Genomic DNA, 23,847 nt, shown 5'->3' with positions numbered 1-23,847 from the left:
CTGGGGCGCAATCTAGCAGAAGGGCTGGCGAAGGGAAGCGGAGCTCAGCCGCAGAGGCAGTTGCGGCCCTTCTGCTTGGCCTGGTAGAGGGCGCCATCGGCGCGCAGGATCAGGCTTGGCAGGTTTTCCTGGATATCCATCTCGGCCAGCCCCAGGGACACGGTGACGCCGGGTAGCACGCCCACCGGCGAATAGAAGGAGGTGACCTGCTCGAGGCTCTGGCGGAGGCGGTTACCGATACGCCGGGCTTCATCGATGGCGATTTCCGGCAGCAGGATGACGAACTCCTCGCCGCCGTAGCGCGCCATGCTGTCTTTGGGGCGTAACTGGCTGCGCAGCGTATGGGCAACCAGACACAACGCGTAGTCGCCGGCCAGGTGGCCGTGTTCGTCGTTATAGTTCTTGAAGTGGTCGACATCGAGCATGAGCATGCACATGGGCTGTTCGTTGAAGGCACAGCGCGTGCTCTCGCGGTCGTAGATGTGTTCCAGCCAGCGCCGGTTGAACAGGCCGGTGAGGGTGTCGATGTTGGCGTTCTGCTCGGTGTCGAGAATGATCCGATTTCCCTCCCGCACCCGCTCGCAAAGCACCGAGAGGAGGTTCTGCATGACCTGCGGGGAGTGCTCGAACAGGCCGATCAGCGCTTCGCGGTGCAGGCGTAGCACGGTGGTCGGTTCGCTGGCGACGACGTAGGCGGAGGGGTGGTCGCTGTCGATGAAGCTGATCTCGCCGGCGCAGTCACCCGGATGCAGGGTGCTGACCGGCTGGTTGTCGAGCGACCCCAGGTACACCGTCAGGTGCCCGGTAAGAACCATATAAAGGAAGTGGTTGCGGTTGAATGGCGACAGCAGGATTTCCCCGCGCTCCAGTTCACAGGCGCGGAAATCCTTGAGCAACTGCTCCAGATTGGCCGCGGCCACGTTCTGGAACAGGCGCAGGTGCTGGAGTTGGCGGATGTCCTCTTTCCACTGCGCGGCTTTCATGGCGAAACGGATGTTGGATGGCGGCTTGTGATGTGCACGACTGACTCTCCCTGTAGTCCTCTTCGCACATTGAGCCATCAGTATTAGTCAGATTTGACTACTGGCAATTCGAGGTCAGACCCGGCCGACCGGCGGTCGGCCGGGTGTTTCATCAGTGTTCCACTAGCTCCACGTGCACGGCGTAACCGCCCAGACGGTCAGCCAGTGCGGCGCGAGAGTCTAGGTCGAGGCCGCCAACGAAAAGACGCGCTTTCTGACCAAAACGGTCATCGGCGATCACCTCGATGCGAGGTGCCGGGGACAGGTGCCGTGTCTCGTCCTCGAACACGCGACGAATGGCATCCAGGCGCAGCGCTGGCTTGAAGGTCTTGCCCACCGCGGTGACCGGGATGGCATCCAGCAGCCAGACGTCCTTGGGCACCGCCGCGCGTTCGGGCACGTGCCGGGCGGCGTGTTCCAGCAGTTCCGCTTCGCTCGCCTGCATGCCTGGCTTGAGCTGGATATACACCACCGGCAGCTCGCCGGCCTTCAGGCACGGCTTGCCCACGGCAGCGGCCATGGCCACGGCGGGATGGCGGTGCAGGGCTTCCTCGATCATCTGCGGGTCGATGTTGTGGCCGCCCCGGATGATCAGGTCCTTGCTACGGCCGGTGAGCCAGATGTAGCCGTCGGCGTCGATGCGGCCCAGGTCGCCGGTGTTGAACCAGTCACCGTCGACCCAGATGTCCTTGTTCTTGCTGGCCTGCAGGTAGCCCTTGAAAACGGTGGGGCCGCGCAGGCAGATGGTGCCGATCTCGTCCACGGCGGCGTCGCGCAGGTACTGGCCATCGCCGTCGAGGATCACCGATTTCAACTCGCAGTAGGGCAGGCGCAGGCCGATGGAGCCGGGGCGACGCTCGCCGCCGCGGGGGTTGCAGCTGGTGCCGCAGGTGCCTTCGGTCATGCCGTAGCCTTCGATGACTTTCAGGCCGGTCTTCGCCTCGAACTGGCGGATCAGCTCCACCGGCATCGGTGCCGCGCCGCATAGGGCGAAGCGCAGGCTGGAGAGGTCGCGGCCCTCGCTGGGCACTTGCAGCAGCGCGGCGTAGATGGTCGGCACGCCGCTGAAGCTGGTGACCTTGTAGCGCTCCACCAGCTTCCAGAAGTCCTGGATCAGTGTCGGGTTGCGATAGCCCTGGGGGCCGGCCAGCAGCACCTCGCCGCCGCGCATGAAGGGCGCAAGGCCGGTGACCATCACGCCGTTGACGTGGAACAGCGGCAGGCCGCAGAGCAGCACGTCGTTGCCGTCGTAGTCGGAGTTCAGGCCCATTATCTCGGCCATCGCCACTTCGTTGAAATGGCTGTGCGGGGCGAGCTTGGGGGTGCCGGTGGTGCCACCGGTGTGGAAGTAGGAGGCGACTTCGTCCGGGCCGATCACCCGGCCGCTTTCCAGGTGGTCCGCCGGGCACTGGGCGAGCAGTTCGTCGAAGTCCAGCACGCCTTCGGGCAGCGCGTCGCGCGCGGTCTTGATCGCCGAACGCTGTGGATCGGGCAGCAGGTTGGCGATGTCGACGGTGACGATGGCGTTCAGTTCCGGCAGGTGCTCGCGCAGGCCGGCGACCTTGCTCCAGAGATCGGTACCGGGGAAGGGCGCCAACGTCACCAGTACGCGGGAGTCGGCAGCACGCACCAGTTCGGCGATGTGCTCGGGATCAAGCAGCGGGTTGATCGCGTTGACGATCCCCGCCGCTTCGCCGCCCCAGATCACGTAGTGGGTCTGCGGCAGGTTGGGAAGCAGGAACGACACCGCAGTGCCCGGCCGCACGCCCAGGCGGTGGAAGGCGTTCGCCGCCTGGGTGACGCGGGCGAACAACTGCTCGTGGCTGACCTTGACCGGCTCCTCCGCCGCCGAGCCTTGCAGCAGGAAGCTCAGGGCAGTGGACGGGCCGAACTGCTGCGCCGAACGGCGCAGCAGTTCATAGGTGTTGGGCGGCAGGTCGCGGTCTTGCAGCGGGACCTGTTCCAGGGCTTCGACGTCACGCAGGCTGCTGATCGGGGCGTTCATGCTTCTTCTTGTTCTCCGCAGGGTTCAGGGGATCACAGGCGCTCCCGCAGCCAGGCGCCGATATCGCCAAGTTCCTCGTTGCTCACTTCGTGGCTCATCGGGTAGGTGCGCCACTGGGCGGGCACCTGGTTGGCCTGCAGGAAGTCGTACGCGGCGCGGCCCATGGCCGGCGTCACCACGTCATCGAAAGTGCCATGCAGGCAAAGGGCGGACAGTTGTCTTTTTGTAGCCGGCAGGCTTATGCCTTCGCTGAATGTCGGGCCATAGGTGGAGAGGGCCATGACCCCGCCCAGCTCGCCGTCCCAGCGCAGGTAGCCGGTGTGCAGCACCACAGCGCCGCCCTGGGAGAAGCCGGCGAGGATGATGCGTTTGGCCGCGATGCCCTGGTCGATCTGCCCCTGGATCAGGGCGATCACGCCGTCGGCCGAGGCTTCCAGTTGCGCGTCGTCGATGGCGCGGGCCGGGGCCATGGCGAGGATGTCGTACCAGCTGGGTGCGGGCATGCCGTTGAACACGGTGACCGGGCGGGTCGGCGCCTGGGGCAGGATGAAGCGCGTCGAGGTGAAACTGCGCTGCAGCATCTGTGCTACCGGCTCGAAGTCGTAACGGTCGGCGCCCAGGCCGTGCAACCAAATGACGCAGGAGTCGACGCTCTGGCTGGGTTCGAGGATCAGTGGCTGGGTCATGGAGGCTCCAGGATGGGGCAGGCGCTCTAGGAAGGGGCGCTGCGTGGGAAAAAGGGAGGAGGGGCGATGCAAGAAGATGTCGCATGGCCATAACTTGTGGGACTTGACTGCACGAAATTACACGAACGTTCCTAGGCTGGTACGGCCCTTGCTATCGCTACTGGCAGGCTGTGCGGCCCCACTTCCGGTAACACTCTACCGACCCCATCCGGAAAGCTGTACCGGAAGTGGCGCCGCGAAAGCCTTGGGCTGCTTCAGGGCCCGCCGTGCCGACTGCGGTCAACAGTCGGCGCGGCGAGCCTTCGCCTTCACGCAATGATCCCTTGATGACCCGTTCCAGCGCGCAAGACCTGTGCGCTCGAAGGTGTGTTCGCGGCGTCCGTAGGATTTTTCATAGGCCGTCTAGACTCACCTTCAGGTCTCCATCCCGTTTGTTGTCTTGCTGGTGCCTCACGAGGGTACGGCGGTGGAACCGGGACTCCAAAACACTAAAAAAGCAACGGAGAAGATCGATGAAGATGGTGAAATCCACCCTGGCAGTGCTGACCACCGCCGCTGTGTTCGGCATCAGCGGCCTCGCGCATGCCGGCGCCACCCTGGATGCTGTGAAGAAGAAAGGCTACGTGCAGTGCGGTATCAGTGACGGTCTTCCCGGCTTCTCGTATGCCGATGCCAAGGGCCAGTACAAGGGCATCGACGTGGACGTCTGCCGCGCCGTGGCGGCGGCCGTGTTCGGCGACTCGACCAAGGTCAAGTACAGCCCCTTGACCGCCAAGGAGCGCTTCACTGCGCTGCAGTCCGGCGAGATCGACATCCTCTCGCGCAACACCACCTGGACCAGCTCCCGCGATAGCGCGATGGGCCTGAACTTCGTCGGCGTGACCTACTACGACGGCCAGGGCTTCCTGGTGAACAAGAAGCTCGGCGTCTCCAGCGCCAAGGAACTCGACGGCGCCACCGTGTGCATCCAGGCCGGCACTACCACCGAGCTCAACCTGTCCGACTACTTCCGCTCCAACAACCTCAAGTACACCCCCATCACCTACGACACCTCCGACGAGAGCGCCAAGTCGCTGGAGTCCGGCCGTTGCGACGTGCTGACCTCCGACCAGTCGCAGCTCTACGCCCAGCGCATCAAGCTGGCGGCGCCGGACGACTATGTGGTGCTGCCCGAAGTGATCTCCAAGGAGCCCCTCGGCCCGGCCGTGCGCCAGGGTGACGAGGAGTGGTTCGACATCGCCCGCTGGACGCTCTTCGCGATGCTCAACGCCGAGGAACTGGGCATCAACTCGAAGAACGTCGAGGAACAGGCCAAGAGCACCAAGAACCCGGACGTCGCGCGTCTGCTCGGCGCCGAGGGTGACTACGGCAAGGATCTCAAGCTGCCCAAGGACTGGGCGGTACAGATCGTCAAGCAAGTGGGTAACTACGGCGAGATCTTCGATCGCAACGTCGGCGACGGTAGCGACCTGAAGATCAAGCGTGGCCTCAACGCCCAGTGGAACAAGGGTGGTCTGCAGTACGCACCGCCGGTGCGCTGACCTGACCCGCTCCGGCGCCCGGAGTCTGGGCGCCGGACTGTTTCGAACGACGTGAAGCCTTCCGGGCGATCTCGGGCGTAGCCCCTTGGTCGCCCGGCGGCCTTCCGAGAGGGCTTACATGCAGAATTCCGTCAAGGCCCAGCGTCCGCGGGGGGTATCGCTCAACGATCCCGTCGTGCGCGGCTGGGCATTCCAGGTCATCGCCGTCATCATCGTTGTGGCGGTCGGCTGGTTCCTCTTCGACAACACCCAGACCAACCTCGCCCACCGCGGCATCCAGTCTGGTTTCGGCTTCCTCGACCACAGCGCCGGCTTCGGCATCTCCCAGCACCTGATCGACTACAGCGAAAGCGACACCTACGGACGGGTGTTCATGGTCGGGCTGCTGAACACGCTGCTGGTCACGGTGATCGGTATCGTCTTCGCCACCATCCTCGGCTTCATCCTCGGTGTGGCGCGGCTGTCGCCCAACTGGCTGATCCGCAAGCTGGCGACCCTGTATATCGAGACCTTCCGCAACATCCCGCCGCTGCTGCAGATATTCTTCTGGTACTTCGCCGTGCTCGGCCCGCTGCCGAACCCGCGGCAGAGCATCAGCTTCGGCGACCTGTTCTTCGTCAACAACCGCGGCCTGCAGATGCCCGCGCCGATCGCCGCCGACGGCCTCGGCCCGTTCATCGTCGCGGTGATCCTGGCGCTGGTCGGCTGGGCGGTGATCTGGAAGTGGGCCAAGGCCCGCCGCCATGCCACGGGCAAGGCCTTCCCGGTGTTCCTCAGCGGCCTGGCCCTGTTGATCGTGCTGCCGGGTCTGGTGTCGCTGGTAGCCGGCGCGCCTTTCCACTGGGACGTGCCAGTGCTGCAGGGCTTCAACTTCCGTGGCGGCTGGGTGGTGATCCCGGAGCTGGTGTCCATCGTGCTCGCGCTGTCGGTCTACACCGCCGCCTTCATCGGCGAGACGGTGCGCGCCGGCATCCAGGCGGTCAGCCACGGCCAGACCGAGGCGGCCGGCTCCCTGGGCCTGCGCCCGGGGCAGACGCTGCGCCTGGTGATCATCCCGCAGGCGCTGCGGGTGATCATTCCTCCGCTGACCAGCCAGTACCTGAACCTGGCGAAAAACTCCTCGCTGGCCGCCGCCATCGGCTACCCGGACATGGTCTCGCTGTTCGCCGGCACGGTGCTCAACCAGACCGGCCAGGCCATCGAGACCATGGCGATCACCATGAGCGTCTACCTGGCCATCAGCATCAGCATTTCGCTGCTGATGAACTGGTACAACAAGCGCATCGCGCTGGTCGAGAGGTAAGCAGAAGATGGCAACTCATACCTTCAAGCCCGACCTGCCGCCACCGGCGATGAGCGTAGGCGTCCTCGGTTGGCTGCGTGCCAACCTGTTCTCCAGCTGGCTGAACACCCTGCTGACCCTGGTCGGCCTGTACCTGGTCTACCTGATCCTGCCACCACTGCTGGAGTGGGCGATCATCAAGGCCGACTGGACCGGCACAACCCGCGCCGATTGCTCCCGCGAGGGCGCCTGCTGGGTGTTCATCGGCTCGCGCTTCGGCCAGTTCATGTACGGCTTTTACCCTGAGGAACTGCGCTGGCGCGTGGACCTCACTGTGCTGTTCGTGGTGTTCGGCGCGGCGCCGCTGTTCCTCAAGCGCTTCCTGCACAAGGCGAAGTACGGCCTGGGCTTCCTGGTGGCGCTGCCGATCGTGGCCTACTGGCTGCTGCATGGTGGCTTCCTGGGTCTGGAAACCGTGCCGACCAGTTCCTGGGGCGGGCTGATGCTCACCGTGGTGATCGCCGCGGTCGGCATTTGCGGGGCGATGCCGCTGGGCATTCTGCTGGCGCTCGGGCGGCGTTCGAAGATGCCGGCGATCAAGGTCATCTGCGTCACCACCATCGAGTTCTGGCGCGGGGTGCCGCTGATCACCGTGCTGTTCATGTCCTCGGTGATGCTGCCGCTGTTCCTCCCCGAAGGGATGAACCTGGACAAGCTGCTGCGGGCGATGGTGATGGTGGTGCTGTTCGAGGCCGCCTACATCGCCGAGGTGGTGCGCGGCGGCATGCAGGCCATCCCGAAGGGGCAGTACGAAGCCGCGGCCGCCATGGGGCTGGGCTACTGGCGGACCATGGGCCTGGTGATCCTGCCGCAGGCGCTCAAGCTGGTGATCCCCGGCATCGTCAACACCTTCATCGCGCTGTTCAAGGACACCAGCCTGGTGATCATCATCGGCCTGTTCGACTTCCTCAACAGCATCAAACGCGCCACCGCGGACCCGGCCTGGCTGGGCATGGCCACCGAAGGCTATGTATTCGCCGCGGTCGTCTACTGGATTTTCTGTTTCGGCATGTCCCGCTACTCCATGCACCTGGAGCACAAGCTGGACACGGGCCACAAGCGTTAGGAGCGATTCATCATGTCTGAAGCCACCAACAAGACCGCACAGCCGGCCATCGGCGATCACGTGATGATCACCATGAAGGGTGTGAACAAGTGGTACGGCCAGTTCCACGTGCTCAAGGACATCAACCTGGAGGTCAGGCAGGGCGAGCGCATCGTGCTCTGCGGGCCGTCCGGCTCGGGCAAGTCCACCACCATCCGCTGCATCAACCGCCTGGAGGAACACCAGCAGGGCAGCATCGTGGTCGACGGCACCGAGCTGACCAATGACCTCAAGCAGATCGAGGCGATCCGCAGCGAAGTCGGCATGGTGTTCCAGCACTTCAACCTGTTCCCGCACCTGACCGTGCTGCAGAACTGCATCCTGGCGCCCATGTGGGTGCGCAAGATGCCCAAGCGCCAGGCCGAGGAAGTCGCCATGCATTACCTGGAGCGCGTGCGCATCCCGGAGCAGGCCAACAAGTTCCCCGGCCAGCTCTCCGGCGGCCAGCAGCAGCGCGTAGCGATTGCCCGTGCGCTGTGCATGAAGCCGAAGATCATGCTATTCGACGAACCCACCTCGGCGCTCGACCCGGAAATGGTCAAGGAAGTGCTCGACACCATGATCGGCCTGGCGCAGAGCGGCATGACCATGCTCTGCGTGACCCACGAGATGGGCTTTGCGCGCACCGTGGCGAACCGGGTGATCTTCATGGACAAGGGCGAGATCGTCGAGCAGGCACCGCCAGACCAGTTCTTCGACAACCCGCAGTCGGACCGCACCAAGCTGTTCCTCAGCCAGATCCTGCACTGACAGAGGGCTCTTCGTAGGAGCGAGCTTGCTCGCGAACGGATTCCCCGGTCACTCAGGTGCCGGGCGGTTCGCGAGCAAGCTCGCTCCTACGGCGATTTTCCCCCTTTCCTCATCCCGCCAGGCCAACCTTGCAACGCTCGTCTCCCCCGATGGCAAGCCAGCGCCGCAACGGCGTATGCTGCCGGTTCCACCGCAACAAGGTGCGCATCGGGAAAACCGGCTGAACTCGGCCGCCCCATCGGTGTTCCCATGTGCAGTGGTTTGTCAGGGATGGGCTACCGTTTCAGGTAGCTCCCCTGCATCCGCCGTCCAAAGGAAGAGAGCCGACGTGAACCTGATCCTATCGCCATTGAACCTCAGCAAAGCCAAGGCCTGGGGCGCCCACGCGGTGACCTCCAGCGGTGTCATCCTCGCGCTGCTTGCGCTCCTCGCGCTGGTCGACAACAAGCCTCAGGCCTGCCTGCTGTGGCTGGGCGCGGCCTTGTTGGTGGATGGTCTGGACGGCACCCTGGCGCGCAAGTTCGACGTCAAGGCGGTGCTGCCTCACTTCGATGGCTCGACCCTGGACCTGGTGATCGACTACCTCACCTACGTCTTCATCCCTGCGATCTTCATCTACCGCTACGTGCCGCTGCCGGTGCATACCGAGCTGCTGGCGGTGGGGGTGATCCTGGTGTCCTCGCTGTTCTGCTTCTGCAACGTCAACATGAAGAGCAAGGACAACTACTTCGTCGGCTTCCCGGCCGCCTGGAACGTGGTGGCGGTGTACTTCTTCGTGCTCGACCCGAACCCCTGGGTGAGCTTTGTTACCGTGCTGGTGCTGGCCGCGCTGACCCTGACCCGCATGAAGTTCCTGCACCCCTTCCGCGTACGCCAGTTCATGCCGCTGAACATCGCCGTGACCTTCGTCTGGATGCTCAGCAGCGCGCTGCTGATCCTCCAGCATCCGGTGGACCAGCCCTGGCTGCTGGGCCTGTGGTTCGTGGCTTCGGCTTACTTTGTCGGCGTTTGCGTGTGGCGTACGGCGATGGAGTGGTTCCACTGATTCTTCCGTCGATCCACAGATCCGCGTAGGAGCGAGCTTGCTCGCGAACGGTGTTGTCCGGCGGCTTCCACGTCCGGCGGGTTCGCGAGCAGGTCCGCTTCCACGACAATCCCACCATCGGCTTGACGTCAGGCCTGCCGCCCCATCAGCCGCTGCCGGAAAGCTCCCGGCGTCTCCCCGCACACTTGTTTGAACAAGCGCGCGAAGCTCGCTCGGTCGGCATAGCCGACATCGCTGGCGATGCGCTCCAGCGAGCGCCCCGGATCACCCAGTGCCTCCTGTGCCGAAGCAATGCGCAGGCGTTGCACGTAATCGTTCGGCGACATTCCGACCTGCTCACGGAAGCGCCGCAACAGCGTGCGCGTGGAACAGTGCACGCGCTGCGCCAGGCTGGCCAGGTCGAAGGGCTGCGCGTAGTTGTCTTCCAGCCAGGCCAGCAGCGGCTCGAGGGGCGACCCCGCGGGCAGCGGGTCGGGTAGCAGTGGAGTGAAGCGCCGCTGACGGCCGCGCCCGTGCTCGAACACCAGGGTCGCCGCCGCGCGACGCGCCAGTGCCGCGCCGGCATGGCGCTCGATCAGGTACAGGCACAGGTCCAGCCCGGCCTGGGCGCCGCCTGAGCAGAGGCGCCCCCTGTCGTCGGTGCACAGGGCGTCGATGTCCAGCCGCACCTGCGGGTAACGCTCGCGGAACGCCGCTTCCAGTGCCCAGTGCGTGGTGGCGCGGCGCTCGTCCAGCACGCCGGCTTCAGCCAGCAGGAAGGCGCTGCTGCACAGGCTGCCCAACTGCACGCTGGCGGGAGCGCGGCGCAGCCAGGCTAGCAGCGGTTGATTGGCGGCAAAGGTGGCGTCGATATCCGCGCCGGTGGCGGGGATCAACAAGAGATCGCAGTGCGCTGCAAGGTCCAAGGCGCCTTCCACTTCCACACGGCCGAAGGGCAAGGCGACCGGCGCACCGTCAGCGCTGACCCGCAGTACTTCAAAGCGTCGCTCGCCGGCCAGGCGGTTGGCGAGGTGGAAACTGTCCATGGCCAGGCCAAGGCTGGAACACAAGGTTTGCGGGCAGACGAACAGGGCTATCCTGAACATGGCGTCTCGCTTCTGGTCTGGCGATTCAAGTCTACTGTTCCGACGATACAGCTGGCGCTATTGATCATAATGTTGTCGATATTGCCAATCGTGTCCAGTCGATCCATCCCCGATACTGCGTCATCTCTCCTGACACGAGCCCCGCCATGGCCCATCCCAACGCCCAACTGATCGAACGTTTCTACCAGGCCTTCCAGCGCCGCGACGGCGAGGCCATGGCCGCCTGCTACAGCGCTGACGTGCAGTTCAGTGACCCGGTCTTCACCGACCTGCACGGCGCCGAGGCCGGCGATATGTGGCGCATGCTCACCGCTCGCGCCCAGGATTTCTCGCTGACCTACGAGGGGGTCGAAGCCGACGAAACGTGTGGTTCGGCGCGCTGGGTGGCGTCCTACACCTTCACCCAGACTGGTCGGAAAGTGATCAATCATATTCAGGCACATTTCCACTTCCGCGATGGACTGATATGTCAGCACGTGGACAGCTTTGACCTCTGGAAGTGGTCGCGCCAGGCCCTCGGCGCCAAGGGCGCCCTGCTAGGTTGGGCGCCGCCGGTGCAGGGCGCGATCCGCGCCCAGGCGGCCAAAGGCCTCGCGGCATACCGCGCACAACGCGTAGGGAAGGCCTGATAGCGGGCTTTCGGGCTCGCCCGCGGCGGCCGGATAGGCTTAAATGACAGGCGACTGAGAGCCGGACGCCGCCATGATCACACTTTTCCAGTTCCCGCCCGCCTTCAACGTACCCAACGTCAGCCCTTTCTGCCTGAAGCTGGAGACCTTCCTGCGCCTCGCCGGCCTGGAGTATCAGGTCAAGCCCGTGATGGACCCGCGCAAGGGGCCCAAAGGCAAGCTGCCGTTCATTACGCTGGATGGCAAACCCATCGCCGACACGGCGATCATCATGCGTACCCTGCAGCAGTACTACGAGTTCGACCTCGACGCCGGCCTCGACGCCCGCGGACGTGGCTGGGCGGTGTCGATCACCCGCCTGTGCGACGAGCACCTGGTGCCGCTGCTGGTTTACTTCCGCTGGCTCGACGAGCAGGGCTTCCGCCAGGTGAAGGACGTGATGCTGCGCAGCATCCCCGCCCCCCTGCGGCCCGTGGTGGGCGCCATGCTGCAGCGCAAGATCCGCGGCGACCTGAAGGGCCGCGGCCTGCTGCGCCACAGCCGCGAGGAATTGCTGGGCTTCGCCCGCGACGACCTCGAAGCCCTGGACGGCATGCTCGGCGACCTGCCGTACTTCGGCGGCGCCCAGCCGTGCAGCGCCGACGCGGCGACCTACGGCGTGCTGGCCAACCTGATCCTCAGCACCCTGGAAACCCCGCTCAACGACATGGCGCGCAGCTACGAGCGTCTGGTTGCGTACTGCGATCGCATGCAGGCGCGAGTCTGGGCGTCGTGACCGCCGCCGAGCCAAAGCCCTGGTTCGTTTACCTGGTGCGCGCCGAGAACGGCGCGCTCTACTGCGGCATCAGCGATGACGCGCAACGGCGTTTCGAGACCCACCGCACCGGCAAGGGTGCGCGCTTCTTCCATTCCAGCCCGGCCCAGGCATTGGTCTATGTCGAGGCCTGCCCCGGCAAGGGCGATGCGTTGCGCCGCGAGCGCGCGATCAAGGCTCTGACCAAGCAAGCCAAGGAGCGCCTGGTGCTGGCCAACCCCTTCACCATCAGCGCCGTGGATGTCGTCCCATCCGAGGGATGAGGTAGGACTCGTCCTACGTACGGGTTAAGCTGCCGGACCACCTTCCGGCCGCTGGAGCCACCCATGTCCGAGCTGATCCTGCACCACTACCCGACTTCGCCCTTCGCCGAAAAGGCGCGTCTGATGCTGGGCTTCAAACAGCTGTCCTGGCGCTCGGTGACCATCCCGCCGCTGATGCCCAAGCCGGACCTCATGGCCCTCACCGGTGGCTACCGCAAGACGCCGGTGCTGCAGGTCGGTGCTGACATTTACTGCGACACCGCGCTGATCGCCCGCCGCCTGGAGCAGGAAAAGGCCGTGCCGACGCTGTTCCCCGAAGGCCACGAATTCACCTCGGCCAGCTTCGCCCTATGGGCCGACTCGGTGATCTTCCAGCATGCCGTCAGCCTGGTGTTCCAGCCCGAATCCATCGCCATGCGCTTCGGCAAGCTGCCGCCGCAGTTTCTCCAGGCCTTCGTCGCTGACCGCAGCCAGCTGTTCAGCGGCGGCACCGCCAGCCGGTTGCCGGCCGAGCAGGCCAAGCACCAGTGGCCGGCTTTCATGGCGCGTGTCGACGAACAGCTGTCCCGCGAGGAAGGCGACTTCCTGTTCGGCGAGCCTTCCATCGCCGATTTCGCCCTGGCCCACTGTCTGTGGTTCCTCAAGGGCACGCCGGTCACCGCGCCGCTGGTGGACGATTACCCGTCGGTCGCCGCCTGGCTCGGCCGCGTATCGGGCTTCGGCCACGGCGCCGCCAGCGAGATGAGCGCCGAGGAAGCCATCGCCGTGGCCCGTGACAGCCAACCGGCGGCACTGCCGGAAGAAGCCTTCATTGATCCCAACGGCTTCAAGGCCGGCCAGCGCGTGGTGATTGCCGCCACCGACTATGGCTGCGACCCGGTGGAGGGCGAGCTGCTGCATGCCGGGTTGGAGAGTCTGATCCTGCGCCGCGAAGACCCGCGCGCCGGCACCGTCCACGTGCACTTCCCGCGTATCGGCTTCAGCATCCGCCCGGCCTGAGTCCGGCCGGGCCGGGGCATTGCCGCGTCACCGGTGTACGCAGGCGCGGCAGGTTCTCGGCCATTTCGCGGAAGTGCTCCAGGCGCTCGTAGCAGAGCGCCATTTCCCCGCTGTTGCTGTTGTACCAGGCGTCCGGTGCGCCGCAACTGACCAGCCGCAGGTTCAGTGGGCGCGGCGGGTGGAACAGACGGAAGACCTCGTTGATCATCAGCTGCAGGTGATCACCGTCGCGTAGCAGGGCGATCAGCGGCCCGGCTTCATCCGGGTTAATCGAAGGCGTGTCCCAGGTCAGGTGCCAGGCCGCGTGGTGCTGGATCGATGACGTACGTCGGGTGTGCCTGATCCATTCGAACGCCTTGTTCGCCTGGCGGAATTCCTGGTCGCAGTAGACCGCCCGTTCGTAGGGCAGGCCAGTGAGCGGCGGTAGCCAGTCCAGCCGCGCCATGTCGCTGCCGTAGAGCAGGCAGGCGATGTTGTAGTAGCGCTGCTCGTCCAGCGGGTGGCTGTCCCAGGCCAGCACCTGGTCCGGCGGCGGCTTGGGCGTCTGCCACTCGAGCCGCCAGTAGTCGGCGATGTCCAGCAGGCGCGCGTCCACCTCGTCACGCGGCAATTTCGCGTAAAGGTGGAACAGCAGGATGAAGCCGAGCTGGTCCGCCGCATCCTCTTCACGCCCGAGCACTGGCAGGTCGTACTCGGCGATCAGCATGTGTCCCATCTCGTGCATTACGCTGAATTCCGCGTTGGCCAGCACGAAGCGTGCGACGTTTGGCGTGAGGGGCGTCGGCTCGGCGAAAAGCAGGCGAGTGCAGAGGAGCAACAGCAGCGCCCAGCACGAGCAGTGCATCCGGGGATGCCCGGAGAGCGGGGACGCTGCGACAGTAGGGGCGTGCAAGGCGGGCATGGCGGCCACCGCGAGCGAGAGGCGCCTGATTTGACTCTAGCAGCGCGGAGCCGCTTGCTCTGGGGTGTTTTGTCGGAAGTTGGCTTGCTCGCGAACCGCCCGGCGACACTCGTCAGGCACAAAAAAGCCCATCGCGGGATGGGCTTTTCTGTGAGCGCACGGACCTCAGTCCTTGCGGCGCTTGAGCTGGTCCTGCAGTTGGGTCGGCAGGCCGCGGATGATCAGCATGTCGCGGGCCTCGTCGTACTCCACCTTGCTGCCCAGCAGGTGCGCCTCGAAGCTGATCGACAGCCCCTCGGCGCGGCCGGTGAAGCGGCGGAACTGGTTGAGGGTGCGCTTGTCCGCTGGGATCTCCGGCGACAGGCCGTAGTCCTTGTTGCGGATGTAGTCGTAGAAGGCCCGCGGCGCCTGATCGTCCATCAGCTCGGAGAGCGCATCCAGGGCCATCGGCTCGCCGATCTTGGCCTGGCTGGTGGCGTAGTCCACCAGCACGTCGGTCTTCTCGCGGGCCTGCTCTTCGGGCAGGTCTTCGCTCTCCACGAAGTCGCTGAAGGCCTTGAGCAGGGTGCGGGTCTCGCTCGGGCCGTCGACGCCTTCGGTGCAGCCAATGAAGTCGCGGAAGTAGTCGGAGACCTTCTTGCCGCCCTTGCCCTTGATGAACGAGATGTATTGCTTGGACGTCTTGTTGTTCTGCCACTCGGAGATGTTGATCCGCGCCGCCATGTGCAGCTGGCCAAGGTCCAGGTGGCGCGACGGGGTCACTTCCAGCGCGTCGGTCACCGCCACGCCTTCGCTGTGGTGCAGCAGGGCGATGGACAGGTAGTCGGTCATGCCCTGCTGGTAATGGCAGAACAGCACGTGGCCGCCGGTGGAGAGGTTGGATTCTTCCATCAGTGTCTTCAGGTGTTCCACCGCCTGCTTGGAGAAGGCGACGAAATCCTTGCCGTTGTCCAGGTACTCGCTCAGCCAGCCGCTGAACGGGTAGGCGCCGGACTCGCCCTGGAACAGGCCCCAGGCCTTGTTCGGCTTGGCGTTGTAGCTCTCGTTGAGGTCGGCCATCAGGTTCTCGATGGCCTGGGAGTCGCCCAGCTCGGCGTCGCGCGCGTGCAGCGTCGCGGGGTTGCCGTCGGGCTTCTTGTCGATCAGGTGGACGATGGCGTGACGAATCGGCATGGCGGACCCGGAAGTTCAGTGCCGGCGGCGCCGCACGCATCGAAGCGGCGGCGGGGCGGGCGGATTGGAAAACGCCAGAGTTTACCCGACCCGGCGCCGGGATGCGCGACGCCGATCAGTCCGCCGCCGGCGCCAGCCCCTCGTCGCGCTCGCGGCGGTTGCGGCGCAGCTGGCGCAGGCGGCGAATCACGTAGTTCAGGTGCAGGTGCAGTTCGTACAGCTCGTTGTAGTAGGACAGCGGTACCTCGACCTTGGCCAGCTCGGCCTCCAGCTGCTCCAGGCGTTCGATCTCGGTGCTCAGCTCAGCGCTGCCGGTGCGTTCGTCCAGGCGCCGGTCGATCTCGCGCAGATAGCGGTACCAGCGGTAGATGCGCGCGCGGATGCGCCAGCGGTACAGCGGTCCGATGGATTTGAGCAGCGGGATGAGGATGGCGATGAAGGGGATCAGCAGGATGATGTAGCGGTCTGCCAGCGAGGCGATACGGAACGGCAGGAAGCGCTGCAGCAGTGGCGGGCCGCTCTTGTAGTAGCGCTCGGCATCTTCCTGCAGGGCCAGGGTGCGCGGCTCGGCGCTGGGGAAGGCGCCGGCCGCGTCGAGCAGGGTGCCGCTTTTCATCACCGCGCGTGCGGCTTCGAGGATCAGCGGAGTGAGCGCCGGGTGGAAGTCGCCGTTGACCACCAGGGTGGCGACCGGCGAGAGGGTCGCAAGGTCCTCGTCCGGCACGTTCTGCGCCAGGTTCAGCAGGCCTTCGCTGACTTCCACGCGCTTGAGGAAGGGAATCCGCGCTTCATAGGCATGGGCGCGGCGAAAGCCGGTGAGCTTCAGGTCCGGACTCGCGGCCAGGCGCTGGATCAGCGGATTCTCCGCCGGGCCGACGAAAAAGGCGGCGTCCAGTTCGCCGGCCAGCAACTGGTTGGCCACTGCGTTGCCGCCGTGCGCTTGCCAGCCGGCGGGCAGGGGATCGGTGGGAATCTCGTTGGCCGTGAGGATGGCCTCGGTCACCGCCTCGGTGCCGCTGCCGGAGCCACCAATGGCGACGCGCAGGGCGAGCAGGTCGGCCAGGCGGTCGATCTTCGCCTCGCGGCGCTGGAACAGCCACAGCGGCTCCTGAAACACTGCGCCCAGTGTCTTCAGGTGCGCGCGTTGCTCGGCTTCCAGCTGTTGCTCCTGGCCGCTCTGCACCAGCGCCAGGTCCACGCCGCTCATGCCGTCCAGCAGTTTGCCGAGGTTGTCCCGCGAGCCTGCCGTGCGCACCAGCTGCAGGTCGAAGCCCTGCTTGGCCAGCTCCTCCTTCAGCCGCTGGCCGAACACCACGTAGCCGCCACCCGGGGCGCCGGTGGCCAGAGTGGCGCTCATCGGCGGCGGCGGCGCGACGAAGTAGAAGACCGCGGCGACCAGCGCGGCCAGCACCGGCACCAGCCAGAGGTTGGCGCGTACCAGGATGGCGAGGTCCTTGAGCATATTCAGAAGGCGTTGCATGGAGAGTCCTTGTGGCGACGTGCTGTCCTGAAAAGATAGTCAGCCTGCGCGGAGGCGGCTGGCGAATCCGCCCTCGCGATGGCGGAAGCCGCTATCATCCGAAACTTTCGAAACACGGCTGCGGACTTCACGGCATGCGCATTCTCCACACCTCCGACTGGCACCTGGGCCAGCATTTCATGGGCAAGAGCCGCGAGGCCGAGCACCTGGCGTTCTGCGCCTGGCTGGTCGAACAGGTGCGCGCGCAGGCGGTGGACGCGGTGATCATCGCCGGTGACGTGTTCGATACCGGCGCGCCGCCCAGCTATGCCCGCGAGCAGTACAACCGCTTCATCGTCGAGCTGCGCGACACCGGCGCGCGGCTGGTGGTGTTGGGCGGCAACCATGACTCTGTGGCGATGCTGGAGGAGTCCCGCGACCTGCTGGCCTGCCTGGATACCCAGGTGATCGCTGCCGTCGGCACCGACCTCGACCGCCAGTTGCTGGTGCTGCCGCAACGTGACGGCCAGCCCGGCGCGATCCTCTGCGCGATCCCCTTCATCCGCCCGCGCGACGTGCTCACCAGCCAGGCCGGGCAGAGCGCGCAGGACAAGCAGCTGGCGTTGCAGCAGGCGATCCAGGCGCATTATCGCGAGCTGTTCGAGCGTGCCGAGGCCGAGCGGGAAAAGCTCGGCCGACACCTGCCGATCATCGCCACCGGTCACCTCACCACTGTCGGCGCCAGCGCCACCGAGTCGGTGCGGGAAATCTACGTCGGCACCCTCGAAGCCTTCCCCACCAGCGCTTTCCCGGCGGCGGACTACATCGCCCTCGGCCATATCCACCGGCCGCAGAGGGTCGGCGGCCTGGAGCACATTCGCTACTGCGGCTCGCCGATTGCGCTGAGCTTCGACGAGGCGACCCAGGGCAAGGAAGTGCTGCTGGTGGACCTGGATGACAGCGGCCTGCGTAGCGTCACCGCGCTACCGGTGCCGCGCTTCCAGCCGCTGAAGTCGGTGTGCGGCAGCCTCGCCGAGCTGCCCGCCGAACTGGCCCGCGTCGCCCACGAAGGCAGCGCGGAGCAGCCGGTCTGGCTGGAAGTCATGGTGCACACCGACGATTACCTGACCGACATCCAATTGCGCGTCGAGAAGCTCTGCGAAGAGCTGCCGGTGATCGTCCTGCGCACCCGCCGCGAGCGCGGCACCGCGCAGGCGGCGTTGTTCAGCGAAGCCAAGGAAACCCTCGATGAGCTCAGCCCCGAAGACGTATTCCGCCAGCGCCTGGACGCTGAAGACCTGGAGACGCCGCTGCGCGAGCGCCTGACCGGGCTCTATCGGCAGGTCGTCGCCGATCTGCAGGAGGAGCGCCCGTGAAAATCCTCAGCCTGCGTCTGAAGAACCTCAACTCGCTCAAGGGCGAATGGAAGATCGACTTCACCGCCGAACCCTTCGCCGGCAATGGCCTATTCGCCATCACCGGGCCGACCGGGGCAGGCAAGACCACGCTGCTCGATGCCATCTGCCTCGCGCTCTACCACCGCACGCCGCGTATGAGTGTGCTGTCGCAGAGTGGCAACGAGTTGATGACCCGGCACACAGCCGACTGTCTCGCCGAAGTCGAATTCGAGGTGAAGGGCCAGCCTTACCGCGCCTTCTGGAGCCAGCGCCGCGCCCGCGACAAGGCCGAAGGTGCGTTGCAGGCGCCGAAGGTGGAACTGGTGCGCATCGACCGCGCCACGGGCGAGGGACAGATCCTCACCGACAAGATCAACGACAAGCTGAAGCAGACCGAGACGCTCACGGGCCTCGACTTCGAACGCTTCACCAAATCCATGCTGCTGGCGCAGGGTGGTTTCGCTGCCTTCCTCGAAGCCAACGCCAACCAGCGCGCGGAGCTGCTGGAAGAACTCACCGGCACGGAAATCTATGGGCTGATTTCCCAGCGGGTGTTCGAGCGCACCCGTGAAGTTCGCGGCGCGCTGGACCAGTTGCGTGCCCGCGCCGAAGGCTTCGAACTTCTCAGCGCCGAACAACGCGGCGACCTGGAGCAGCAGGGTCGCGACGCCGCCGTGCAGGAATCCGCCATACAGGCACAACACGCAGCACTCCAGTCACAACGCCGCTGGCGCGAGGACCTGACCCGCGCGCAGCAGCAGGTCGAGCAGGCCGGCGCGAAAGAGGCCAGTGCGCGCCTGGCGCTGGAGCAGGCACAACCCGATCTGCAGCGTTTGGCGGACAGTGAGCCCGCCGCGCGACTGCAACCTTTGCACGAGGCTTGGCGTAGCACCCACGAGAGCGTCGAGCAGGGCCGCGCGGCGCTGGAAGAAAACCGCACGCAGCAGGCAGAGAACCGCGAAGCTGTCGCCCAGGCTCTGTGGGCGGCCAGCCAGTACGCGCAGCTGATGCTGGCTGCGCGCGAGAGCGAGCACAAGGCTGTCAGCGAACAACACCAGGAACTGCAGGCGCGTCTGGCGCAGCATCCTCAGCGCGCCAGGCTGGGAGAACTGCTCGGCGGCTGGCGCGCACAATTCGCCCAGCGCTCGCGTCTGGCCCAGGCCATTGCCGGCTTGCAGCAACAGGCCCATGTCGCCGATCAAGCATTGCAGGCAGCGACCACGCAGCGCCAGATGCTGCAAGGCAACGTCGCCTTCATGCGACAGCAGTTCGACGCGGCCGGGACGCAGGAGACGCAGCATCAGCAGCAGCTCGATACCTTGCTTGGTGGCGCTACCGAGACAGACCTGCGTGAGCGTTTGCAGCAGGCGCAGCTGCAAAGCCGTGGACTGGACCGTCTCGAACAACTGGCCCAGACCCGCGCCCAGGCCGCCGGGCAAGTTGCGCGCTGGCAGCCCGAGCTGGATGCGCTGCGTCTGAAAAAGGCTGAACGCGACACGGCCATCGTCGCCCTGCGCGAGCGTTATCAGGCGACCAAACAACAGGTCGCCGACAAGGAAAAACTCCTGCAGCAGGAGCAGCGCATCCACCAGCTGGAGCATCTGCGCGCGCAGTTGCAGCCCGGCGAGGCCTGCCCGTTGTGCGGCTCGCCGAAGCACCCGGCGGTGGCGGCCTACCAGGCGCTGGATGTGTCCTCTACTCAGCGGGCGCTGGAGCAGGCGCGCCAGCAATTGGCCGAGCTGGAAAGCCAGGGCATCGCCCTGCGTGGCGAGCTGGCCGAACTGGATGCGCAACTGCAGCAGGGGCAGCGCCAGCTGGACGAGGCCCAGGCCGCATTGGCGCAGCACCAGCAGGCTTGGCAGCAACAGTGTGAGGCGCAGGGGCTCGCGCTGCCGGATGACCAGGACCTCAGTGCCGAGCGGGAGCGGCATGAGGCGTCGCTGACCGCCTTGCAGCAGCAACTGAAAACGCTGGAAGACCACCGCGTCCAACTCCAGCAGGCGCAACAGCAACGCCAGCGCGCCGAACGCGATCATGCCGAGGCAGCGCAGCAACTGGCGCTGTTCGACCAGCAGCAGACTCACGAACGCCAGCGCCAGGACGAGCGTGCGCATCAACTCGCGACCCAGCGTGCTGATCTGCAACAGCAGGACCAGGCGCTGGCAACCTCGCTGGGTGGGCTGGGCTACGAGGTTCCGCGAGACGGTGAGCAATGGCTGGCCGAGCGCACGGCAGAGTGGCAGCAATGGCAGCAGGATCAGCAGCGCAGCCAGGAGCTGGTCACGGCCGAGCGCAATGCCGAACAGGCTGCCCGCGCGGCGCAACAGCTCGCCGCCCAATGGCTGCAGCGTTGGCAGGCCGCTGGCTTCGAAGCGCGCCAGCCGCTGGCTACTCATGCAGCGCCGCAGCAGGCGCTGGGGCAGGCCGAGGAACAACTGGCTGCCGCCCAGCGTCATGCCGATGCCTTGCAGGGCCGCGAGCAGTCCCTGGCGGAGCGGCTGGAACAGGAGCAGGCGCGCCTGGCGGAGCGCCTGGCGAGTTGGAAGCAGGCACTGGCGGCGAGTCCGTTTGCCGATGAGTCGACCTACCTCGCCGCGCTGCTGGACGATGGCCAACGCAGTGCGCTCAGCCAGCTGCGCCAGCGTCTGGAAACAGCCATCACCGAAGCTGTCACTTTGCGAACTGCCGCGACTCGGGACGTCGAGCGCCTGCAGGCTGAACCCCACGGCGATCAAACGCTGGAAGCACTCGACCAGCAGTTGCAGGCGCTCGCCACGCAGCTGCGCGAACTCGGCCAGCGCCAGGGCGAGATCCGCGCCCAGCTGCAGGGCGACGACAGCCGCCGCGCCAGCCAGCAGAGCCTGTTCGCGGAAATAGCCCGGCAGGAGGAAGAGCACGATCTCTGGCAGCGCCTCAACAGCCTGATCGGCGCCTCCGACGGCGCGCGCTACCGGCGTTTCGCCCAGGGCCTGACCCTCGATCACCTGGTGCATCTCGCCAACCGCCAGCTGCAGCGCCTGCACGGGCGCTACCAGCTGGCGCGACGCAGCGATGGCGAGCTGGAACTGGAGGTGGTGGATACCTGGCAGGGTGACACCGCGCGGGACTGCAAGACGCTGTCGGGTGGCGAGAGCTTCCTGGTCAGCCTGGCTTTGGCGCTGGCGCTGTCGGATCTGGTGAGCCACAAGACCAGCATCGATTCGCTGTTCCTCGACGAAGGTTTTGGCACCCTTGACGGCGAGACGCTGGAGGTGGCGCTGGACGCCCTCGACAGCCTCAACGCCACGGGCAAGACCATCGGCGTGATCAGCCATGTCGAAGCGCTGAAGGAACGCATTCCGGTGCAACTCAAGGTGCACAAGGGTGTCGGCATGGGCTACAGCCAGTTGGATAACCAGTTCCGTTTCAACCCGGAGAAGGCCTGATGGAAACGTCGGTGCGCCGCTGCGAAGCGTACGATCTTGCCGATTGGGTCGAACTGCGGCTGCAACTCTGGCCTGGGGATCATTCGGAATCTTTCTTTGAGGAAGCACGCGACATTCTCGCGCAGCCATCACGCTTCGGCGCGTGGCTGGCCCGTGATGAACAGGGCAGGGCGCTTGGGCTGGCGGAGGCCTCCGTGCGCCGCGATTACGTGAATGGCACTGACGGATCGCCGGTGTTGTTTCTCGAAGGCATCTATGTGCGCGAAGACGCCCGCCGGCAAGGCGTGGCGCGGGCTCTGGTGTGTGCAGTACAGGCCTGGGGTTGTGCCCGCGGCTGCGTGGATTTCGCCTCCGATGCGGCACTGGACAACACCATCAGCCATGCCCTGCATCGCGCCTTGGGTTTCGTCGAAACCGAGCGTGTCGTGTACTTCCGCAAGCCCCTCCACGATTGATCCATATCAGTCGGAACGCGAGCTTGGTACTGCGGTCAACTTGCAATCGACGTCAGGCGAGATAGGCTCAAGACCGCGTAAGTCAGCCGTTCCCGCCTGGGTCGGCATCCACAGGTATCGTGATCTTTCGTAGAGGTGATTTGTGATGAAGCAATCCGCATCGGCTCCGAAGAAACCCGCAGCGGCCAAACCCGCCGCGAAGCCGGCTGCGAAAGCGGCCAGCAAACCTGCCGCAAAACCCGCTGCTGCCAAGCCGGCCGCCAAGCCTGCTGCCAGCAAACCCGCCGCCAAGACTGCCGCGGCCAAGCCCGCCACCAAGGCCTCTGCTGCCAAGCCAGCCGCTGCCAAACCGGTTGCTGCCAAGGCCGCGCCGCGCCGCGCCCCTGCGCTGGCCACGCCGTCGGACCTGAGCAAGAACGCCACCCGCGATCTGTCGGCAGCGCTGAACCGCCTGCTGGCGGATGTCTTCGCGCTGTACCTGAAGACCAAGAACTTCCACTGGCACGTGAGCGGTCCGCACTTCCGCGACTACCACCTGCTGCTGGACGACCACGCCACCGAAATCTTCGCGATGACCGACGCGATTGCCGAGCGCAACCGCAAGATCGGCGGCAATACCATCCGCTCCATCGGCCACATCGCCCGACTCAAGCGCATCCTCGACAACGATGCCGAGTTCGTCCAGCCGCTGGACATGCTGGCCGAGTTGCAGGAGGACAACAAAGCGCTGACCTCCTACATGCGCGAGGTCCATGACCTGTGCGACGAGTACCACGACATCGCCACGGCCAGCCTGATCGAGAACTGGATCGACGAAACCGAGCAGCGTACCTGGTTCCTCTTCGAGACCAGCCGCCGCGGGGACAGCACCGGGCACTGACCCTTGTGCCGGCAATTAAAAAGGCCCCGTGAGGGGCCTTTTTCGTTACTGCGCTGCCGGTGGCTGGCTCTGCCAGAAGGTCGAGAATTCTTCGAACGGATAGCGCGTGCCGTCGTAGCTGACGGTCTTGCGCACGGTCTTCGGTGCACCGACGGCGTCGCCTTCGTGCTCGCGCTGCACTTTCGAAGTCACGATCAGGTCGGTATAGCCGTGGTGACTGTCCTTGCCCATGGCCAGGGTGAGCTGCGAACGCTCGATGACCAGCTTGCCACCGCCGCCGCAGACCACGCCTTCCAGCGTCGTCCACTGCCGCAGGTAAGTGCGGAACACTTCCTTGAGCTGGTCACCCTGCGGCGCGTAGAGGCTGAAGTCGTCATAGGACCAGGCGTCCGGGCAACTCGCGCCGCGCGCCACGCTGCCAATGACCAGGCCGAAGCCGCGCACCTCCGGTGCCAGGCGATAGCGCGCGGTGTCCAGCCACAGGCTGGAGCTGTCGATTTCCACCATGGCGTCTTCGCCGATGCTGTCGTCGTTGCGCGTCACCAGCTTGCCGCTTTGTGTGTCGAGCTGGCCGACCAGCAGGTTCAGGTTGCGCTCGCCAGGCTCGGCCTTGTCGCCTGCCGTGCTGTAGGCGACGGCTACCACCTGCAGCTTCGGATCGTCCGGCCAGGCCTTGCAGGCCGCGGCTACCACGGGCGTCGCCGCTCCGGACTCCGGTGCCTGCCAGCCCTGCTGGCCGAGGAGCCCGGCCAGTGTCTGCAAGGTAGCTGCGTCGCAGGGCTGCGCGGTGCGTTCCGCCGCGCCGGCGCTGCCGGCAAGGGCCAGCAGCGCGGCGCAGGTCCATTTCCCTATGGGGTACATCGGGTGCTCC

Annotated in this window: 21 protein-coding genes; 13 read left to right on the top strand and 8 right to left on the bottom strand. The window is 65.7% G+C overall.

What is annotated here, in order from left to right; all coding sequences use genetic code 11:
- Nucleotides 1–44 precede the first annotated feature (44 nt).
- From IB274_RS23935 to IB274_RS23925, 3 genes are all read right to left on the bottom strand, one after another.
- Nucleotides 45–983, bottom strand: coding sequence for a GGDEF domain-containing protein (locus IB274_RS23935; RefSeq protein WP_024767150.1), 939 nt, complete (start codon nt 981–983; stop codon nt 45–47).
- A gap of 151 nt (nt 984–1,134) precedes the next feature.
- On the bottom strand, nt 1,135–3,027 hold the full coding sequence (locus IB274_RS23930; protein ID WP_192435282.1) for an acyl-CoA synthetase: 1,893 nt from the start codon (nt 3,025–3,027) through the stop codon (nt 1,135–1,137).
- 32 nt (nt 3,028–3,059) lie between these two features.
- Nucleotides 3,060–3,713, bottom strand: a complete 654-nt coding sequence (locus IB274_RS23925; protein ID WP_192435280.1) for an alpha/beta hydrolase — start codon at nt 3,711–3,713, stop codon at nt 3,060–3,062.
- 512 nt (nt 3,714–4,225) lie between these two features.
- On the opposite strand from IB274_RS23925, the gene IB274_RS23920 reads away from it, so the two are divergent.
- From IB274_RS23920 to pcsA, 5 genes are all read left to right on the top strand, one after another.
- Nucleotides 4,226–5,254, top strand: a complete 1,029-nt coding sequence (locus tag IB274_RS23920) for an amino acid ABC transporter substrate-binding protein (protein WP_081516109.1) — start codon at nt 4,226–4,228, stop codon at nt 5,252–5,254.
- A 118-nt stretch (nt 5,255–5,372) separates the two neighbouring features.
- A complete protein-coding gene (locus tag IB274_RS23915) occupies nt 5,373–6,557 on the top strand; it encodes an amino acid ABC transporter permease (protein WP_192435278.1) in 1,185 nt (394 codons plus the stop codon).
- 7 nt (nt 6,558–6,564) lie between these two features.
- Nucleotides 6,565–7,662, top strand: coding sequence for an amino acid ABC transporter permease (locus tag IB274_RS23910; RefSeq protein WP_192435276.1), 1,098 nt, complete (start codon nt 6,565–6,567; stop codon nt 7,660–7,662).
- A 12-nt stretch (nt 7,663–7,674) separates the two neighbouring features.
- Nucleotides 7,675–8,451, top strand: a complete 777-nt coding sequence (locus tag IB274_RS23905) for an amino acid ABC transporter ATP-binding protein (RefSeq protein ID WP_192435274.1) — start codon at nt 7,675–7,677, stop codon at nt 8,449–8,451.
- A 328-nt stretch (nt 8,452–8,779) separates the two neighbouring features.
- Nucleotides 8,780–9,496, top strand: coding sequence for a phosphatidylcholine synthase (gene pcsA / locus IB274_RS23900; protein ID WP_192435272.1), 717 nt, complete (start codon nt 8,780–8,782; stop codon nt 9,494–9,496).
- Between the two features lie 128 nt (nt 9,497–9,624).
- On the opposite strand, the gene IB274_RS23895 is transcribed toward pcsA, so the two are convergent.
- Nucleotides 9,625–10,581: a GlxA family transcriptional regulator gene (locus tag IB274_RS23895; protein ID WP_192435270.1), complete on the bottom strand. Its 957-nt coding sequence runs from the start codon at nt 10,579–10,581 to the stop codon at nt 9,625–9,627.
- 146 nt (nt 10,582–10,727) lie between these two features.
- On the opposite strand from IB274_RS23895, the gene IB274_RS23890 reads away from it, so the two are divergent.
- From IB274_RS23890 to IB274_RS23875, 4 genes are all read left to right on the top strand, one after another.
- The gene (locus IB274_RS23890; RefSeq protein WP_192435268.1) at nt 10,728–11,210 is read left to right on the top strand and encodes a nuclear transport factor 2 family protein; all 483 of its coding nucleotides are present in this window, start codon (nt 10,728–10,730) and stop codon (nt 11,208–11,210) included.
- 73 nt (nt 11,211–11,283) lie between these two features.
- Nucleotides 11,284–11,985, top strand: a complete 702-nt coding sequence (locus IB274_RS23885) for a glutathione S-transferase C-terminal domain-containing protein (protein WP_192435266.1) — start codon at nt 11,284–11,286, stop codon at nt 11,983–11,985.
- Complete coding sequence (locus tag IB274_RS23880; protein ID WP_192435264.1) at nt 11,982–12,287, top strand: GIY-YIG nuclease family protein; 306 nt, start codon at nt 11,982–11,984, stop codon at nt 12,285–12,287. Before IB274_RS23885 ends, IB274_RS23880 begins: the two co-directional genes overlap by 4 nt.
- A 63-nt stretch (nt 12,288–12,350) precedes the next feature.
- Nucleotides 12,351–13,286: a glutathione S-transferase family protein gene (locus IB274_RS23875; RefSeq protein ID WP_192435262.1), complete on the top strand. Its 936-nt coding sequence runs from the start codon at nt 12,351–12,353 to the stop codon at nt 13,284–13,286.
- Here the strand turns inward: IB274_RS23875 and IB274_RS23870 are convergent.
- The 3 genes from IB274_RS23870 to IB274_RS23860 form a co-directional block, all read right to left on the bottom strand.
- Nucleotides 13,267–14,187, bottom strand: coding sequence for a DUF4344 domain-containing metallopeptidase (locus IB274_RS23870; RefSeq protein ID WP_225614991.1), 921 nt, complete (start codon nt 14,185–14,187; stop codon nt 13,267–13,269). The two genes, IB274_RS23875 and IB274_RS23870, sit on opposite strands and share 20 nt — an antisense overlap.
- 165 nt (nt 14,188–14,352) lie before the next feature.
- The gene (yejK, locus tag IB274_RS23865) at nt 14,353–15,360 is read right to left on the bottom strand and encodes a nucleoid-associated protein YejK (protein WP_081516091.1); all 1,008 of its coding nucleotides are present in this window, start codon (nt 15,358–15,360) and stop codon (nt 14,353–14,355) included.
- 115 nt (nt 15,361–15,475) lie between these two features.
- Nucleotides 15,476–16,840: a TAXI family TRAP transporter solute-binding subunit gene (locus IB274_RS23860; protein ID WP_192435260.1), complete on the bottom strand. Its 1,365-nt coding sequence runs from the start codon at nt 16,838–16,840 to the stop codon at nt 15,476–15,478.
- A gap of 134 nt (nt 16,841–16,974) precedes the next feature.
- On the opposite strand from IB274_RS23860, the gene sbcD reads away from it, so the two are divergent.
- The 4 genes from sbcD (at nt 16,975) to IB274_RS23840 (ending at nt 22,976) form a co-directional block, all read left to right on the top strand.
- Complete coding sequence (gene sbcD / locus IB274_RS23855; RefSeq protein ID WP_192435258.1) at nt 16,975–18,195, top strand: exonuclease subunit SbcD; 1,221 nt, start codon at nt 16,975–16,977, stop codon at nt 18,193–18,195.
- Nucleotides 18,192–21,641, top strand: coding sequence for an AAA family ATPase (locus IB274_RS23850; protein WP_192435256.1), 3,450 nt, complete (start codon nt 18,192–18,194; stop codon nt 21,639–21,641). The genes sbcD and IB274_RS23850 overlap by 4 nt, the downstream gene beginning before the upstream one ends.
- Nucleotides 21,641–22,096: an aminoglycoside 6'-N-acetyltransferase gene (gene aac(6'), locus IB274_RS23845; RefSeq protein ID WP_192435254.1), complete on the top strand. Its 456-nt coding sequence runs from the start codon at nt 21,641–21,643 to the stop codon at nt 22,094–22,096. Before IB274_RS23850 ends, aac(6') begins: the two co-directional genes overlap by 1 nt.
- 145 nt (nt 22,097–22,241) lie before the next feature.
- The gene (locus IB274_RS23840) at nt 22,242–22,976 is read left to right on the top strand and encodes a Dps family protein (protein ID WP_192435252.1); all 735 of its coding nucleotides are present in this window, start codon (nt 22,242–22,244) and stop codon (nt 22,974–22,976) included.
- Nucleotides 22,977–23,021: 45 nt separating this feature from the next.
- On the opposite strand, the gene IB274_RS23835 is transcribed toward IB274_RS23840, so the two are convergent.
- The gene (locus IB274_RS23835) at nt 23,022–23,837 is read right to left on the bottom strand and encodes a hypothetical protein (protein WP_192435250.1); all 816 of its coding nucleotides are present in this window, start codon (nt 23,835–23,837) and stop codon (nt 23,022–23,024) included.
- Between the last annotated feature and the right edge of the window lie 10 nt (nt 23,838–23,847).

The sequence above is a fragment of the Pseudomonas sp. PDM18 genome, assembly GCF_014852585.1.
Classification (GTDB): domain Bacteria; phylum Pseudomonadota; class Gammaproteobacteria; order Pseudomonadales; family Pseudomonadaceae; genus Pseudomonas.
The sequence above is the reverse complement of the archived record's forward strand: the minus strand, read 5'-3'. Positions and strand labels throughout refer to the sequence as shown.